At 58.0% G+C, this 17,026-nt stretch carries 14 protein-coding genes; 6 read left to right on the top strand and 8 right to left on the bottom strand.

Features of this window, described 5'->3' with window-relative positions; translation table 11 throughout:
- Positions 1–32: 32 nt before the first annotated feature.
- Genes ACN9MY_RS00135 through ACN9MY_RS00120 form a run of 4 tightly spaced genes read right to left on the bottom strand, consistent with a single transcriptional unit; the run spans position 33 to position 6,651 of the window.
- A complete protein-coding gene (locus tag ACN9MY_RS00135) occupies positions 33–1,208 on the bottom strand; it encodes a Wadjet anti-phage system protein JetD domain-containing protein (RefSeq protein ID WP_426336663.1) in 1,176 nt (391 codons plus the stop codon).
- Positions 1,205–4,579 carry an ATP-binding protein gene (locus tag ACN9MY_RS00130; RefSeq protein ID WP_426336662.1) on the bottom strand — a complete coding sequence of 1,125 codons (3,375 nt, stop codon included), beginning with the start codon at positions 4,577–4,579 and terminating at the stop codon, positions 1,205–1,207. Before ACN9MY_RS00130 ends, ACN9MY_RS00135 begins: the two co-directional genes overlap by 4 nt.
- Positions 4,572–5,192, bottom strand: coding sequence for a DUF4194 domain-containing protein (locus tag ACN9MY_RS00125; protein ID WP_426336661.1), 621 nt, complete (start codon positions 5,190–5,192; stop codon positions 4,572–4,574). Before ACN9MY_RS00125 ends, ACN9MY_RS00130 begins: the two co-directional genes overlap by 8 nt.
- Positions 5,185–6,651: a DUF3375 domain-containing protein gene (locus ACN9MY_RS00120; RefSeq protein ID WP_426336660.1), complete on the bottom strand. Its 1,467-nt coding sequence runs from the start codon at positions 6,649–6,651 to the stop codon at positions 5,185–5,187. Before ACN9MY_RS00120 ends, ACN9MY_RS00125 begins: the two co-directional genes overlap by 8 nt.
- A 115-nt stretch (positions 6,652–6,766) precedes the next feature.
- Here ACN9MY_RS00120 and ACN9MY_RS00115 point away from each other — a divergent pair, with 115 nt between their 5' ends.
- The 3 genes from ACN9MY_RS00115 (at position 6,767) to ACN9MY_RS00105 (ending at position 9,498) form a co-directional block, all read left to right on the top strand.
- Positions 6,767–7,126, top strand: a complete 360-nt coding sequence (locus ACN9MY_RS00115) for a helix-turn-helix domain-containing protein (protein WP_426336659.1) — start codon at positions 6,767–6,769, stop codon at positions 7,124–7,126.
- 434 nt (positions 7,127–7,560) lie between these two features.
- The gene (locus ACN9MY_RS00110) at positions 7,561–8,424 is read left to right on the top strand and encodes a type II toxin-antitoxin system HipA family toxin (RefSeq protein WP_426336658.1); all 864 of its coding nucleotides are present in this window, start codon (positions 7,561–7,563) and stop codon (positions 8,422–8,424) included.
- 69 nt (positions 8,425–8,493) lie between these two features.
- Positions 8,494–9,498, top strand: a complete 1,005-nt coding sequence (locus tag ACN9MY_RS00105) for a hypothetical protein (protein WP_426336657.1) — start codon at positions 8,494–8,496, stop codon at positions 9,496–9,498.
- Positions 9,499–9,505: 7 nt separating this feature from the next.
- On the opposite strand, the gene ACN9MY_RS00100 is transcribed toward ACN9MY_RS00105, so the two are convergent.
- The 3 genes from ACN9MY_RS00100 to ACN9MY_RS00090 all read right to left on the bottom strand — a co-directional run bounded on the left by ACN9MY_RS00100 (position 9,506) and on the right by ACN9MY_RS00090 (position 11,265).
- Positions 9,506–10,519: a hypothetical protein gene (locus ACN9MY_RS00100; protein ID WP_426336656.1), complete on the bottom strand. Its 1,014-nt coding sequence runs from the start codon at positions 10,517–10,519 to the stop codon at positions 9,506–9,508.
- Positions 10,520–10,634: 115 nt separating this feature from the next.
- A complete protein-coding gene (locus tag ACN9MY_RS00095; RefSeq protein WP_426336655.1) occupies positions 10,635–11,051 on the bottom strand; it encodes a type II toxin-antitoxin system HicB family antitoxin in 417 nt (138 codons plus the stop codon).
- Positions 11,052–11,085: 34 nt separating this feature from the next.
- Positions 11,086–11,265 (bottom strand): type II toxin-antitoxin system HicA family toxin, encoded by a 180-nt coding sequence (locus tag ACN9MY_RS00090; protein WP_426336654.1) that lies wholly within the window; start codon positions 11,263–11,265, stop codon positions 11,086–11,088.
- Between the two features lie 477 nt (positions 11,266–11,742).
- On the opposite strand from ACN9MY_RS00090, the gene ACN9MY_RS00085 reads away from it, so the two are divergent.
- The 3 genes from ACN9MY_RS00085 to ACN9MY_RS00075 all read left to right on the top strand — a co-directional run bounded on the left by ACN9MY_RS00085 (position 11,743) and on the right by ACN9MY_RS00075 (position 16,074).
- Positions 11,743–13,428, top strand: coding sequence for an esterase/lipase family protein (locus tag ACN9MY_RS00085; RefSeq protein WP_426336653.1), 1,686 nt, complete (start codon positions 11,743–11,745; stop codon positions 13,426–13,428).
- Positions 13,429–13,682: 254 nt separating this feature from the next.
- On the top strand, positions 13,683–14,498 hold the full coding sequence (locus tag ACN9MY_RS00080; RefSeq protein WP_426337669.1) for a T6SS immunity protein Tli4 family protein: 816 nt from the start codon (positions 13,683–13,685) through the stop codon (positions 14,496–14,498).
- A gap of 595 nt (positions 14,499–15,093) precedes the next feature.
- Positions 15,094–16,074, top strand: a complete 981-nt coding sequence (locus ACN9MY_RS00075; protein WP_426336652.1) for a T6SS immunity protein Tli4 family protein — start codon at positions 15,094–15,096, stop codon at positions 16,072–16,074.
- 47 nt (positions 16,075–16,121) lie between these two features.
- Here the strand turns inward: ACN9MY_RS00075 and ACN9MY_RS00070 are convergent, their stop codons facing one another.
- Positions 16,122–16,811: an HNH endonuclease gene (locus ACN9MY_RS00070; protein ID WP_426336651.1), complete on the bottom strand. Its 690-nt coding sequence runs from the start codon at positions 16,809–16,811 to the stop codon at positions 16,122–16,124.
- Positions 16,812–17,026: the final 215 nt, after the last annotated feature.

Raw genomic sequence — 17,026 nt, 5'->3', positions numbered from 1 at the left:
GAACTAATGCTGCACTGTTCAGGCAGGAGAACTTAGTCCTTCGTATTGATGGCGTTGGCGAGCCATGTAAATGCGACCAGCTCTTGTTCGAGGCGCAAGTTTTTTGCCAGTGCGTTCCGACGTAGAAGGTCGTACACCTCGCGCTCCTGCTCGGTCAGCAACGGCATCTCATGAGAGACAGGACTGTCCTCGGTTGTCCATGCGTATGAATGCGCTACCAGGGTGTCGCGGTCCATGAGGAACGACCTTGCATGCGGCAAGCGTTCTCTCAGTTGATGCAGGATCGCGAAGCCGTGAGTATCAATATCTCCCCAGTACCACACCGGCACTTCGTGTAACCATACGGTGTCCGCCAACATATCCCACCCGTAGCCGGCGCCGAACAGTACCATGCTGCCGGGAGTGGCAGGAAAGGCAAGATAATTGATCTCATTCTCCGTCACAAAAACGCGCCGGACTGGAAGCGACAGGCGGGCAAATGTCGCCGCATCCACGCTGATATCCGCCCCGCTCTGGTTGGGAATGACGGATAGTTCGGAATCGAGCATCCGGAATCGCACCCGTGGAGGTTTGTCCAAGAAGCCATAGCGCCGGGCAAAGCCCGCCACGCCGGGGAATTGCCGATTGACCGACTCCGGCGGCAGTGCCAGGTCGAGCAGCTCGCCAAGCACGCCGCGGTGCGCCTCGATGAACTTGGTGTGCACCCCCGGCACCTCCGCCTGGCGCAGGTAGATGCCGGGTTGAGGATGCTGGCTGCGCCATTCGACCACTGCCAGCAATTGGGGCCAGGCATCCGCCAACTCAAGGCTGCGCAGCGGCTTGCGCAGAAGCCATGGCTGCAGGATGGGAAGCCTGACGGTGCATAGCTCCAGCATCTGGCGGAAGCGCGCTGTGGCCTCGCGTTTTCCGATCAGGGCTAGGGCATCGTCCAGGCTATCCAGCCACGCTTCGCACGGCAAGCTATTCTGGCCGAAAATGCGGTGATTGAAGCTGCGCATCTCAATGCGCACATGTGCTGCCCCATGCAGCGCGCCGGCCCACGCGCGCACTTGCTCAAAGCTGGCGGCGATCTCACCCGAGCTGGGGCACTTGAGCTGCAACCGCCAAGGGAAGGACTCCCCCTGCCCGGCTGCAGCGGACAACAGCAGCCCGCGCTCCCATAGCCGCAGCACCTGCGCGCGAAGGTCGGCGGCGGTGGTCCAGCTCATTTGCCTGCCGCCTCCTTCTCCTCGCGATAGGCTTCGATGGTCAGGTTGCGCAGGCGCGAGTCCCGGCCATGTTCGTTTTGCACGAAGCCGACGCTGGAAACGAACGGTTCAATGATATGGATCTTCTGCAGCGGCGTCACGATCAGCAGTTGCAGGTTGAGCTGGGCAAACAGCTGCAGGCCATATTGCGCCGATTCGTCCGAGCCGCGCCCGAACGCTTCATCGATGACGACAAAGCGGAAGGAACGCGATCGGACCGCCCCCCATTCCAGCCCGAACTGGTAGGCCAGGCTGGCCGCCAGGATGGTGTAGGCCAGCTTTTCCTTCTGCCCGCCGGACTTGCCGCCGGAGTCGGAATAGTGCTCATGCTCGGAGTGATCGCTGCGCCAGCGTTCGGCCGCGCCGAACGTGAACCAGTTGCGCACATCGCTTACCTTGCTGGTCCAGCGACGGTCCAGGTCTGTCTGGCCGGTGCGTCCGCGGAAGCGGTCGATGATCGCTTTCACCTGCAGGAACTTGGCTTCCGAATACAAGGCATCCTCAGAGCCGGTCAGGGCACCCTCGGTGCAGGCGCGCAAGTCGCGCTGGAAATCGCGGATTTCCACGTCGGGACTGAGCTGGCATTCCAGTTCGATGTAGCGGCCCGGGTTGTAGTCAATCTGCGTCAGCGAATGGTTGATGTGCTCGATCTTTTCCTTGATCGTTTCGCGCTCACGCGACAACTGCGCGTTGAAGTTGGCGATCTCGTTGATCGTGTTGACGTTCAACAGTTCCTTGAAGCGCGCTTCGAACTGCGGCAGGTCGTCGCGCATCAGCTGTGCCAGCAGGTTGCGGTATTCGAAGTCCGCATCGATATTGGCGTCGAACTCGCTGGTCTCCAGCTTGAACTCGTCTTTGAAGGCCATCATGGCGCGCGTAATACCGTCGCGCAGACGCTTGACGGTTTTGTCCTCGGCGTCGATGGCAGCTTGCAGCCAGCCGCGCACGTCCTGCTCGCGGTTGTCGCAGGATTCGACCGTCAACTGATGCTCGCCCAAAGCCTGGTCGCGATAGGCTGCCAGGGTTGCGCGCTGGGCGTCAAGCAGTTCCGCCGGTGCCGCCGCCAGGATTTCCTGCGCTTGCTGGCGCAGCACCTGGGCTGCCTCCTGTTTGGAGGCGACCGCGCCCAGCGCCTTGCCGCGCTGGCCAAGATCCGCCTCCAGCGCCGCCAGTTCGGCCAGCACGGCCTGCAGTTGCGAATTCAATTGCTTGAGAATGTCCGATGCCGCTTCCAGCTTTGCATACTCGTCCTGCAGGCGTGCGATCTCGGACACCAGGTCGGTCCAGGCCAGTTCGCGAAAATCCTTGAACTCCTCCAGCTTGCCCAGCGCCTGCAGCCGCTCGCGCAGTTGCTCACGCTCGCGGGCCAGGCCGGCCAGCGCATCCGCCGTGGCCTGCAGGCGTTGCTCCAGCTGCCGCAGCTTGCCCTGCAGGGCCGCGATCTTGCCGGCATTCGACCAGCCCAGCACGTACTGGGAGCGGTCGTCGATGCGGCGCCGGTCGTCCTTTTCATGGCGGCCGGTAGGGTCCTTGACCTGGCCCGCCGCCGTGATGGCGCGCGGTTCGCGGCGGAACTGCTCCTGTGTTTCGCAGCAAGCCACATTGAAACGGTGCGACAGCTCGTTCTCCAGCCACGCGTAATACGGCGAGTCTGGCTTGATGGCCAGCTTGCGCACCAGCGAATCCGGATGCAGTTCAGGCAAGTTGCCGGCGCGCGGCGCATTGACGTGGAAGTAGATGAAGCGCCCGCGCAAGTGCGTGCTGTCCACCCATTCCGCCACCCGCTTGTAATACTTGTCCGGCACCAGCAGCGACAGGCCGAACCCACGCAGCAGGCGTTCCGCCGCGCCTTCCCAGTCGCGCTCATCGTCGCGCACCTGGATCAGCTCACCGGCGAAAGGCATCTCGTCTTCGTCCAGCCCCAATGCCTCGCACAGTGCGCTGCGGATGCGCACCTGCTGGTCGTCGATATTGCTGCGCCGGGCTTGCAGGCTGGCGATCTCGCCGGCCAGTGCGGCATGCTCCTCGCGCCCTTGGCGGAACTGGTATTCGTGTTCCTGGCGCACGTTGTCCAGGTTCGCTTCCTGGGCGCGCGCATCCGTCGCCAGCGCCGCAAAGCGCTGCCGTTGCTGGATAAAGCCATCCTCGTCCTGTGCGGCCGGCTCGCCCGCCAGTTGCGACAGTTCGCCGTAGCGCTGTGCCTTGGCGTGCCGGCTGGCGCGCTCACCCTCCTTCTGGACAATCTCCGCGCGCAGGCGCTCCAAGCGGTCGCCGCCGTTCTCCGCCACGGCACGTTTCAGTTCGTCCGCCTGGATCTGCTGGGCGGCGCGGCCTTCCTCTGCCCGCCGCACCTGGGCTTCCAGCCGCAGGCGTTCCTCTTCCAGGTTGTCCAGCCGCTTGTCCAGCAAACCGGTTTTCAGCTCCGCGAAGAAAGGGCGCAGCAGCTCACGGCACTGGCGCATCTCCTCCACCTTCCGCACCACGTCCAGGTGGCGGTCACAGTCCTGCACCAGCGGCTGCAGCATGGCAACCTGCTTCTTCGCCTTGAGCACCGCCTCGTGCGCGCGGTTCAGGTCATCGAAGTGGGAAATCAGCGCATCGATGCGCGGCGCCACTTCGAACGGCTCCAGCATATGGCTGCGCACAAAGTCGGTCAGGTTGCCGACCGATTTCATCGACACCGTTTGGTGAAACAGCTCCATCGCCTGGTCGTTGTCGATGCCGAAGCGGCGGCGGAACCATGCCCCGTACTTGGGGAAGCTGTCCTCTATCTCGGCGCCGAGGTTGCGCAGCTTCTTGCGCAGTTGCGCCATGTCGCTGCCGAATTGCGAAAAATGTTCCTTGATCGACAACGCCTGCTCGGCGCAGACGAAGAAGCGTGCCGGCGTGCTCTGCGCATCCTTCATCCAGAACACCTGGGCCAGAGTCACAGTCTGGCCATATCCTGTGTTGCGGAACACACCCAGGACGACCGAATAGCTATTGTGGTCGCGCAGGCTGACTGGCTTGGATGCTCCGGTGGCCTCGTTGCGCTCGGACTTGTAATGCCCCAGCACATAGGAGCGCAGCGAACGCTCTTTATTGTCGGCGCCGGCCGCCTTGTTGTAAGCGATGCGGTTGGCGGGCACCAGCAGGGTGGTCACCGCATCCACCAGCGTGGATTTGCCGGAGCCAATGTCGCCGGTCAGCAGGCCATTGCGCCCATCCAGGTCCAGCGACCAGACATGCTTGTCGAAGGTGCCCCAGTTATAGACTTCCAGGCGCGCCAGACGGAAACCCGATTGCGTATCGTCGTCCTGGAATTCCAGGTCCATGCTGGCCGTATCAAGCATTGGCTTCACCTGCGGGGTCCGGCGCCAGTTGCTTGCGGTACGCATCCAGGCGGCTGTCGAATTCCGCCAGCCACTGCGCATCGACAAAGGCCTTCAGGATGCGCTTGACCTCATAGCTGGCCGGCCCGGTGCTTTGTTTTAGCACGCGCAGGAAGCCAAGGTCCACCACCTTGTTGATGTGGGTTTCGATCTGGTCCACGATGCGGCTTTCGTTGCTGCCGGATGGCATGAACAGCGCCACCATCTGCACGATGTCGTCGCGCGTCAGCACCAGCCGTGTGCCGCCGCTGGCGTCGAACTCCGCCAGCTTCTTGCGCAACAATGCCAGCAACAGGCTGACCGGGAACGAAAGCGGGCGCCGCGCCATCAGCCGCGGCATCTTCGACTCGCCTTCATCTTCGCTTGCGGCCCTGGGGCGCAGGAAGGCATAGCCTTCCGCTTCGTCCAGGGCCAGTTCCAGGCGCAGGACCGCCATATAGTCGCGCACCTGCGACTGCAAGTTGAGCAGGTCGCTCCACAAGCGCTCGTCCGCTTCGCGGTACAGGACGCCCTTGAGCAGGGTGATCGACAGCACGGACAACTGGTCCGGCGCGGCTTGCTGCAAATTATCCATTGCTGGTTCTCACAAAAATCACGCGCGGCAGGTGCGCGCGGCGCAGCGCAATGCTGCCGTCATGGTCCACACTACGCCAGGAAATGAGGTCGCTCTCGTCTTCGTCCACCACAGTGTGGAAGGCCCCGCCATCCAGTTGCAGGTAAGCGATCAGCTCCGCCAGGCCGTGCTGCAGCGGCTGGCGTTCGCACAGCTCGCGCAGGCTCACTTGCGATTGCTGCTGCAAAGCCTGGCGCACGTTGCGTGCCAGTTGCTGTTTGTCGATCACCACCTGGTCGTACAGGGCCGAGGCATCGAGAGCGCCATCGCCCGCCAGCAGGGCCGCAGTGTCGAACTGCGGCTTGATGGAAGGCGTATGCAGCGGGCGTTCCATGGGCAGTTCGATATCGGCAGCGCTGTCGTCGAGCCACGTGCATTCGCCCGGCGGCGGCGTGGCGCGCAAGGCCAGCGCCTTGGCCTCGATGCCATGCAGGATATCCATGATGCGCCGGTTCTCCAGCCAGGCCTGGTCGTCCAGGAAGCGGCGCAATTGCTGCGACAGCTGCGCCACAGTGCGCTGGGTATGCTCGCCCGCCTCCAACCAGTCGTAGTGCACGCGGCGTGTGCGTACATCCGGTTTCAATTGCGCCACCGGTTCCAGCGCCAGGACGCGCACCAACAGGTCCGTCAGCTCTTGCTGGCGCGTGCTGGACATCAGGAAGTCCCAGAAGGCGCGGAAGCTGCGGCCCTGGTCCGAATCGGCGATGGCGTCGCGTTCGCCCATGATCTCGCGCAGCAGCGCACCCTTCGCGCCGTCCCACAAGGCGATGCGCTCACGTACGCTGCGGTCAAGCTGGCGGAAGTTATGCTCCACTTCGCGGAAGTCGGTCAGCAGCTCGCGCGCCAGTTGCTGGAATTGCTGGAAGCGGTCCTTCAGTTCCGTGTCGTTCAGCACCTCGACGTGGCCAGCGCGTACCAGCGCCATTTCCGCGTCCAGCTCGTCGCGCCGCTTTTGCAGTTCGGCCAGGCGGCGCTCTGGATTGACTTCGCTGCCCTCGCTCATTTGGCGCAACAGGTCAAACAGGGTCAGCAAGCGCGATTCTGTGCCGACAAAGCTGCGCTCGGCCAGCGTGCCGAGCCACGCGATCGCCTTCTCCGTCGCCGGCATCAGGTCGAACTGGGGCTCGTCCGAGCCCTGTCGATAGAATTTGCGTAGCCATCCGTTTTCCGGCTTGGCCCAGGCGTTGAGGAAATCTATCGCCGCGCCAGCGTAGGCGTCCTGCCCGATGCGCTCGCGCAGGCCATAGAGTTCGTCCTCCAGCGCTTCAGCCAGGTCGGCGGCGCCCATGGTACGGATATTGGGCGCGATGAAGACCCGCTGCAGGAAGCTCACGATCAGCGGCGCATTGCGCGCAGCCAGCAAGCGCCAGGCGGGGTGGTTGGCGCGCAGGCCCTCAAGGGTTGCGTGATCGAGTTTCACCGTTGGGCGGTAGAGTTGGGGGAAAAGCAATATTGTAAGGCATGGCCGGGTGTGCGATACACAGGCCTCCATTAGGGTGCATACATCCATCTTTTGTTCGTAAAAAGGTGAATCTATGCATCAAATTGATGTAGTATGCGTTAGGCCCATACAGTTAGCTTTCCCGATCATGCGACGCGACCAGAGCTTCAATTCCACTGCAGTTCAAGATGCCGCTCAACGGTTGGGCGACCGCATCCGTAAGGCGAGAAAGGCGCAAAAGCGATCATTGGCCGATCTCGAAAGGACTTGCCGCGTTCATCGACAAACGCTGGCACGCCTCGAGCAGGGCGATCCTGGAGTGTCGATTGGCGTATTGCTTAGCGTCCTTGAAGCGTTGAGAGAGCTTTCGAGCGTTGAACTGCTCGTAAACCAACCAAGTGTGCCGGCACACTTGCGATCGAGCGATGATGTTCCTCTTGAGCGGGACTTCTAATGCCGATTCAATCTTGTGTCGTTTTTGACTGTGCGAATCCTGCCAACCCAATTCCAGTTGGCCGCTTTGCACTCGATGGGCATGGGAACGGACGGTTCGGGTATGGATTAAAGTATTTGCAGACGGCCCACGCGTTCGCGCTTGATCCAATCCATGTGCCGTTACAACAACCTGAGATGGCAATTCCACGGAGGGGAGACTCCTCATATGGTGTTTTCTCCGATGCTGGCCCTAACGCATGGGGCGCCCAACTCACGCTCAAACTCCTTCGTGAATCTAATAAATTAGCGCCCCAGAATGCTGTGGAGTGGTTCCTCAGCTCACTACACCATGGGTCCGGTTGCCTTGGATTTTCAACCGACCACCATACGCCACCTCAGCTTAAAGCCGATATCCAAAGTTCGCGTGCGCTGACAGCGAGGGCGTTGCGGGAAATGGAGGCCTACGCCATCGACCCGGAGGCGAAATTTGATTCAGAGACGGCTCACTTGCTATTTCCCGGAAGTGGCCTGGGCGGAGTGCGCCCAAAAACAGTGGTCATCCACGACGGAACGGAACATATCGCTAAATTCAGTCGACCCGACGACCTGTTCGACGTTCCCGCAGCTGAATATGCGGCACTGAGACTCGGCACCAGGGCAGGTATCAATATTCCCTCGTTCGAGCTGATCAAAATCAGGGATCGATCGGTCTTGCTCGTCGAGCGATTTGATCGCGTCGGCGACAGACGTATTCACTACGCAAGCGCGCATAGCTTCCTCGACCCTCGCCCCCTTAGTCACGACGGTCGAGAATATGTGACAAACTTCTCATACGCAGGCATTGCCGAAATTTTGCGCCCCTACGGCTTGGACGCTCGTGCAGACGCACACGAGCTATACAGGCGCATGATCCTCAATATCATGGTGGGTAACGTTGACGACCACCTGCGCAATCATGCTTTCCTTATGCTTCAACCAGGTCAGTACCGGCTCTCTCCAGCATTTGACATCGTCCCGCATCTCGAAGCGCCAGGCCGGCCGCAAAGTATCGGCGTCGGTGAGCTCGGGCCGGCGAGCACCATTGCGAATGCACTTTCCCAATGTGGCCGGTTCCTGCTGACCAAAGAGGAAGCGCACACGATCATCGACGAGGTGAAAGCAATTGCATCGACGTGGCGCGACGAGTTCCGGGAAGCTGGTGTGGCGCCGCGTGATATCCATGCCTTGGCTGGTTGCTTCCATGTCGCTGATGAAGCCGATCGTTTGCAAGTACCAGTCCAAATCGCTCTCCCAGGCGATGAAGGTCCGCAGCCGTGAGCATGATTCATGTGCAGCATCGCGCCTGGCAGAGTACCGGCTCGACGTCCCCAATAATCGAGGATCAAGATGAGCGAGGACCAATACTATGAATTTGCAGTACTGGATCGGCCACTCAGCAAGGCTGAGCAAGCCGAGCTGCGGTCTTATTCAACCCGGGCCACCATCACCGCCAGCAGCTTCAGCAATACCTACCATTGGGGCGACCTGAAAGGCGACCCGTACGAATGGATGGAGCGCTATTTCGATGCCCATGTCTATTCATCGGACTTTGGGCAATGCCAATTCATCTTGCGCGTTCCCAAGCCGCTGTTTTCGCCGAACGAAGCTATCCAGGCAACCGGGTTCGGGCGAGACCGGGGCTCTTATGGCTGCAGCGCATTTTCCATTCATGACAGTGGCCACTACTGGCTGTTGGACTGGTCCTACACCGATGAAGAAGGATACGACGAACGCTTTCAATCGGACGAAGATGGACCGGGCTGGATGGCGCGCCTGGCGCCGCTGCGCGACGAATTGCTGCGTGGGGACCGGCGGCCGCTGTACCTGGGCTGGCTCGGCGCCCTGTGCAGCGAAGAGCTTGACGACGACGACCTGGAGCCGCCGGTTCCGCCGGGCTTGCAAACCTTGACCGCGGCGCAGCAGGCGCTTGTCGAATTCCTGCAGCTTGATCAGGATTTACTTGCTGTTGCCCAGTCCGCAAGTGAAGAAGATGCCGGCGCCGACATACACGCAGCGATGCTGGAAGAGTGGATGCGCGACCTGCCCCCTGACCAGATGCGCAGTGTCGTTCGACTCATCATGACCGGCGCGCCGCAACAGGCCGAGCGGGCGCTGGAATTGGCTGGCGTAGCGGACCGTGCGAAGCAAATCTGGCAGGAGATCGACGCTTGCTTGCGCGCCGGCTCCGGCGCCGCCTATGAACGGGCACAACGCGCCATACTGGAACTACACGAGGCACTCAAGGCTGGCGGACGGGCGCCCGAGTTCCAGCGCGGTTTGGTGAAACTGTTGTCCACTCATAGACGTCGGCGCGCCTGGATTGAGCGCTTGCAGCGCGTGGGATTGATGTAATCCGGTCTCAGAGCATGCCGAGCGCCAGGTTCCAGGGCCAGCCAGTTTGCCCGCGCCTGGTGGTGCGCTGCTGCACAATCGCTTTGGAGAGTTTGTCGTCAATCATGCCTGTCAGCGTATCGAGCCGCTGAACGATCTTGCCCGCGTCAGCGCTGTTTGCCGCCCACAGCAGTTCCTCCTTGCAGGCCAGGACTCCGGCACGCTCAATTATCACTTGTGATTGGTTGTACAGCCATCGCAGGAAGCGCACCGCGCCATTCGGTGCCAGCCATAGATCGCCATACATGCTGACGTACTCGGCAGCAGTCGATGGCTCATCGAAGTTGCTGCCGTGATGAATCAGGAGTGGCAGAGGCTGGCTTTCATTCAACAGCAGCTCGGCAATGTAGTGATTAGCAGCGAAGCCGCGGCGGAATGCGGTCGCGGCAGCCACCCAGTTATCGTCGATAGCGTGGCACAGGCCCAGTTCATACCAGTAAGGCGGATAGTCAGCGGCGTGCTCTTGCAGCGCCACCGCAGCTTCTTTACGCATGCCGGCACGCAGCAGTTCTGAGCCAACCACGAAACGCGCACCCTGGTTGTCGTTTGGGTTACGAGCCAGCATCAGGACGGCGATCTCCGCCGCCTCCGTGTGCTTGCGGCGACGTGAGAGGCAGAGCAGCGCGATATGCAGCATCCGCAGGTACGCGCGGTTTTCCAGATGGCCCCATTCGACCCTGCCGGAAAACCCTTCCGGCATCATGTCATGGGCAGTGTCCAACCCTCGCTGCGCCGCTTCGAGCGCTTTGACCGGCTTGCCGAGGTCGAAATAGTTCGATGCGAGGAAGACGTGTGCATCCAGCAGCCATGGAGTTTGCTGCAGCTGCTGTTCAAGCGCGGCCTGAAAGCGCTTCTCGCTCAAACGGCCTTGTTGCCACAGGTCGGCAAGCTCGTCGACCTTTTCACCGGCGACTCTCGTGGCGTTGCTGGAATAGTCGAAGGCACCGGAACGGTCTGGGAATATTTGGAACTGAATGGACATGGCAAATGCTGTCTGGATTGCAGCCGAACTGGGGAGATTGCGATTCGGTCGCTATTGTAAGCGGTTAAGGTCATTGCTCACGATGACTGACACCATGCCGTGCAAGCACTAGGACTCACTGCAAGCCAATAGTCAAACGTCGCCCGAGTGCCCTGGCAGTCTGCTCAACGAAGTCCAGCTTGGAAGAATGACGCAAGTCAAACAGGCGATCCACTTGTGGCTGGTGCACATTCAGCATTCGCGCCAGGTCCGCTTTGCGCAACTGCTGTCGCTGCATTTCATTCCAAAGGAGTACCTTGGCAGTTTCCAGCGCGGGAAGAGCGACCGTATGTTGGCCCTTGGCCAGCGCAGAAGGCTGCGGTACCGGACGGCACGCATCGAAGTAAATTTCCAACGCAGTAATCAAGGCGTCGACCGCTTCATGCAATGCTTCCTCGACAGTGTCTCCTACTGAATTAGCTTCAGGAAAATCCGGAAACCCAACCAGAAAGGAGCCGTTGCTGTCGGGGGTCAAAGTGACGGGGTAGTTCAACTTGGATTTGGTCCCTCAAGTCGAGCCAATGCGTTCATTTCAGTCCGAGGTCATTCTTGATCTTCTTGACCAATCCGGTACCGATTTCCTTCGGTCCGTGGTCGGGAAATACACTTGTTCGACCATTCAGATCCACTTTGGGATGGCTGCCACGGCCGGGTGAGAAGACGGCGCCTTGCCGCTCCAGCCAACGTCGGAACTCGCTGTATTTCATGGCCCTAAGCCTGATAATACAACACTTCTGTTGCATCTGTTGGCATGATGTGAACTTGGTTGCCGTTCGATATTGCCACTGGCAACTATTCACACTTTTGTTCAGGATCAAGTTCGCGAAACAGAAGAGCCGGAGCGGACTCGATTACCACTCTCCAAAAAGACTTCCACCTCAAGGCCTTTTGCAGTAGATCAATGTCGGCGGCCATTACGGATGCCAACATAGACTCTCGCGTCAAACAGACGACGGGAGCCCGCTGGGGGCAACGTCCTGCTGAGTTTCTTGCAGCAATACAAGGATCTGATTACCGCCGTCCATTGCAACTGTGTCAGACGCATTGGACGCAAATGCTGGAAGACGTGCCTGTGCAGCAACGCAAGGCAGCGAGTCAATCCGCCGCAACCCTGGTTACCACATCCTGCATGCCTCCTTTGACGACTTCATCGCCCAAGGAGTAACGGAATTCGAGGAGCCCTTATGGCAACGCAACTTGCAGTTGATCTCAAGTCCGGTGGTATGAAGGCGAACGGGTTTGCGACCCCAACAGAAGACCGTGCGCCACAAAAAATGATCGTGCCTCCTAGGCGCGTGATACCAATCGTTTTCTTGCCCGGCATTATGGGTTCAAATCTTCGAGTTAGCGACCAACGTCAAAAGGAACTTGGAAATTCCAACAATTCAGTATGGCTTCCCGATAAGGTAGGTGAAGTCGGAAGTCTACTTTACACAGGGCCTTGGCGACGGCAACGGTTGCTGGACCAGGAGGCCACGGAGGTCGATACATACGATCCTTATTCGAACCCTACCGGCGATCCTGATGAAACAGCCGACGAAAGAAATAGCAAAGTTGATGACATCAATGTTGACTTGGCATATTCGGCTGGTTCTCCACTACTCGTTGGCGAGCCTCGGTTCGGCTGCAACAGCCTTTCTATCGAAAAAAAGGCAAGGAGCCGTGGGTGGGGAGAAGTGTTCTTTGGCAGTTATAGGATTTTACTCGAGCGCCTTGAGGAGGCGCTGAATACACCAATCGAGAATGGGCCCCTATCGAGAATGATAGGAGTTGACCCGGGTGCATGGCAAGCCCACCATGCGCCGGCATTGAAACCACTGTCAAAAGACGAACTCATGAGGGCAATGCTTGGGAATTTCTTTCCCGTGCATGCGATGGGCTACAACTGGCTTCAATCGAATTATGAATCGGCGCTGTCGATACGCAAGCGCATAGAGAAGCTCATCGAAAATTATAAAGATTACGGTTTCGAATGCGAAAAAGTCATCATCATCACTCATTCAATGGGAGGTCTTGTAGCACGTGCGTTGGCTCATCCTGAAATGGCGAACATGAGTGACAAAATTCTAGGGGTTGTCCACGGAGTACTTCCCGCCATCGGTGCGCCGGCAGCCTACAAGAGAATGAGATGTGGATTTGAAGAGAAGAAGGCCGGCCTCGACCCGGTCCCAAAAATCATAGGCAATAAGGGAAGTGAGGTAACTGCCGTACTAGGTAATTCGCCTGGCGGTTTGCAACTGTTGCCCAGCAAGGCCTATGGAAACGGATGGTTGATAGTGCGTCACAATGGTATCCAGTACGATAGTTTTCCAAAGCACGGCGATCCATATGAAGAAATCTACAAATTGCGAGATCGCTGGTACGGGTTAATTCGTGAAGAATGGTTAAATCCCGCGAGGTCGCCTGATGCGACATTTTTGCGTTTTTGCGGCTTCGTCGATGATGCGCGCGACTTCCACGACAAGCTGGGACAGTATTACCATCCGCGAACCTACGTTCATTACGGAGCCGACAACTCGCAACCGTCCTGGGAATCGGTTGTCTGGGAGATTCACCGTGATTACACCGGCCGCCATTGGCACGACTTGAAAATCGTGAAGGATGACAAGAAGGGTGAGCTAGAGGCTGTAGAACAACTGGAAGGCGGCCGCAAACTCCATACAAAAATACGTCTAGGACCTTCATCTGGCGCAGGAGATCAAACAGTGCCGCTTCGCTCGGCAGAGCACCAGCTGTTGAGCGCGAACGTAAAAGGAGTCTTTCGTCAGACAGGCTACGAACATCAAGAGAGCTACAAGAACGAGCGCGCTTTAGATAGCACCTTGTATTGCGTGGTGCGGATCGCCGCAAGAATGTGGTGGTCCAAATGAGGCCAGGTAAGAGGGCCCTGCTAGCAGTACTTTTTACTGCGGCTGCACTTGGGCTTCATATCATAGCAAACAAAGGACGTGCCATGGACCAGGATTCGAACAATCGACTTGTTACTCTCTTCAAGACTACGCGAATCGTTTGTGTCGGCAGGTTCGTTTTGGAGATTCCAATGGAGTCTGAAGTGATATACGGCCCTGCGAGACTGCCATACATAATCGAAAGATGGCCTGGGTACGGCGAGAAGTTGGATGAAATGATCAACAGTCGGCTCTCAGAGATTGAAGAAGATCGTGCTCGTGCGAGAGGCCCATTGCTGAAGAGTGACTCAATGTTTGGTAAAGTAATTAGCGGTTCCGTCGCAGACCAACAGATCATTTTCGGCGCCGCAAAGTCAATTGGCTCGTTTTACGAAATTGAATCGATTCAAAGGGTCGGAGAAGACCTTTTCATCCAAAGGACTACGTCATACGGAGATGCGTATCGCGATGCGGTCGTGCAGCTCAAAAACATAGCGCCACTTTTGCGTGCTAGGTCATCAGACGCTGTGCCAGCGGAACCGGGAATCTGCCTTGATGGAGCCTTCATCGTAGAACCCTCATCACCCATTTATGAGGCGGTAACGTTGGGTGTTCGCTTGCACCAATTTCCTGACGTCCATTTCTCGATAGAGTTGATCACCAAAGATAGGAAAGTCGAAGGCGATTCGCTAGAAGCGCGTTCCGCAGCTGCGGAAGAAGATGCAAGGCAGTCCGGTGCTGGAGGCTGGTACGACCGGGTTCGGGTAATTCGTCGAGGAGAACGAAAGATCGGCAATTGGATTGGATCGGAGTATCTGGCTAGAAAGCCAAGAATTAATCAGGTGATGGAGTCGCATGAATTCGCATTCTTTTCGCATGGAGAGCCCGGCAATCATATGGTCCCGTCAGTCGAGATTGAGCTTGATACGGGGGTAAAGGGCAATAAGGCGAGCGGTATGAGATCGAGCATATCTGACCAAGAGGCACTTTACCTCTGGGACAGGATTACGTCCTCCATAAGGCCATGGGCCATCGGTAAGCCGCGAAAATAGGCGCCACCGCCGCCAGTGAGCCCCACGGTCTCCGCTTCCAGTGTACTTGCTCCGCATGGCTGGTAATCCTGCGCGATCTTCGTTGCGAGGCCGTGGTGATCACCGGGTCGAAGACGTAGCGCCGGGCAAAGCACTCCACGCCGGTGAATTGCCGATTGACCGACTTCGGCGGTAACGCCATGTCGAGCAGATCGCTAAGCCCCGCGATGCGCTTCGATGAACTTGGTGTGCACATCCGGCTCGCCCGCAAGGCGCGGCTAAATGCCCGATATAAACGTGCTGCGCTTGTGTGCGCGCTCAGCTTTCCGTCATAACGGTCCAACCAGCTCGCAGGTGACGAGCTCACGTTCAAGGAGCTCACCGTGTGGACCGAGCTTAAGCCAAATAGGGTGCAATATCTCCAGACAGGCTACGAACATCAGAATAGCTACAAGGATGTCCGGGCCCTACACTCGACGTTGTTCAGCATCGCCAAGATTGCTGCTCAAATGCGATGGGAGGGCACGTGAGCAGAATCGGTTTGCGGACCCAACTTCTTGCGTGCGCTACCGCAATGGTGGCTGGTATTGGCTGCGGAAAGTTAACGGAGCGAAGAATGAACAATGATTCGAATCGGCTCATTTCAACAACGGAAGACGTCAGGCCAACTTGCATTGGACGTTTCATTGTCGATGTTCCGAAGAATGCGGAGATAGTCTTCGGGCCAGCTCGCTTGCCTGTTGAGATTTGGAGGAAGGCGGGTGAAGGCAATAATTTCGACGCTTCGATCAAGAGCGCGGTGGCTGAGAGCGAGTCGAGAAGATGGCTTGCTTACGGGCCGTTAAAGGAAAAAGGTTCGCTGGTTGGGACGATAAGAGAAGGCTTCTCTCCAAACCAGAAAATAGTCTTTGGTGTAGGCCGGGGCGACGGTGCTTTTTACAATGTGCAGTCGTTGATAAAGCTAGGCTCGGATCTTTACGTGCAAGAGTACGAAGCCTTTGGCGAAGGAGACGAGTTCCTGGACGATGTCGACGACGCCAGGCAAGTCGCCAAGCGCCTTCGCCCGCGTGCGGAAGACGAAATACCGAGCGAACCCGGCGTGTGTATTGATGGCGCTTTCCTTGCTGATCCGCCTCACAAATACATGGTGGAAGCGGTCTCAATCGGGATACGCCTGAAGGAGTTCGCAGATGTCCATATCTCTATTGAGATGACCAAAAAGGACATATACATCGATTCGGATGCACTCGAACCGCGATTGAAGGCTGCAGAAAGGGATGCAGTCGCAAATGGGAATGGGGAGTGGCATAGCCGCATCAAGTTTTTGAGCAGAGGGCCGAGGAAGGTGGATAACTGGGATGGCTTCGAAGTCGGAGCCCGGATGCCCGCACAAAAGACCGGAGACGAACATCACGAATTTGGATACGTGAGCCAAGGGGAACCAAAGAACCCTCTGCTGCCAGTGTTGGATATTCAGATGCAGACCGGAGTTAAAGACAACGTGATTGGCGGCGTTAGAGCCAGCATCTCTGATCGCGAGGCCCTTTACCTATGGGAGAAGGTGTTGAGCTCCATTAGACCCAGGCCAACGAGCTAGTTCATCAATAAGCGAAATATTTGTCCAGAGCCCGTCATTCTGTTCGGTCAGATGAAGGCATTGAACTGATCATCCTCGGCCGGCCGCGGCAATAGTCGCGGAATCTTGTAATAGAGTTCGCGAATGAACTCCGACCGTGCGTGTGAATAGTGGCAGCGACGGTGGCAGTTTGGGCACAATGCTACGGAATTTTCCACCGTATCTTCGCCTCCAGCAGCCAGTGGCACAACGTGATGCACTTCCAGGTATGGAACCCCAGGCTGAACTTCGAATGGCGCGACTGAGTGACAGCCTTCGCAATATGGTCCGGCATGCTTTAGTACCCAGGCCTTAACGGCTGGACTACGTTCAAACACAGTAACTTGAGATATAGACTGCTTGGGCGTCGAATTCCCCGGCGGCGCATCCACCAGCGGCTGCGAAAGCATGACGGCAACGCGTTCATCCAACGTTCTCGGATCGGAGGTTGCAGCCCACGGCATGTTCCCGCTATGTCTCTCAATTGCGGCAATCAAGACTGGCTTCACGCGACTGCCTACCTGCCCTTTGGGCAAATAGCCAGGAATGAACGGCAGCCTTAGCTTCATCATGACTGCCGAAATATTTTGCATGCGCATCTCGACGGAGCCAGACGAGCGAGAGGACAGTTCGTTTTCGCGAAGCGCCTTGTTGAAATGCGCCTTCACATACATAGCCCCGTTAAGTTCTTGCCGGAGCATTTCCAGATAGGCGACCACGGCAGCTTCCAGCTCGAACGAAGACCAATCATCAGTCTTTACCTCGCTCGGACCTGTCGCCATAAAGTTGGTTGCATGCCTATTGATTAGATGCAACCAAGTTTAGCACGGCAAATACCGTAAGTTGGTTAGTTGAGCCTGCTATTTATAAGCGGCGAAGACGGTGGTGCCGCAAGCAGAAATTACAGCCGAAGCCGTATAACGGTGGCAATCAT

Origin of the sequence: Pseudoduganella sp. R-31, from assembly GCF_049913235.1 — a bacterium.
GTDB lineage: Bacteria > Pseudomonadota > Gammaproteobacteria > Burkholderiales > Burkholderiaceae_D > Rugamonas.
This window is presented reverse-complemented; position numbering and strand designations above follow the sequence as displayed.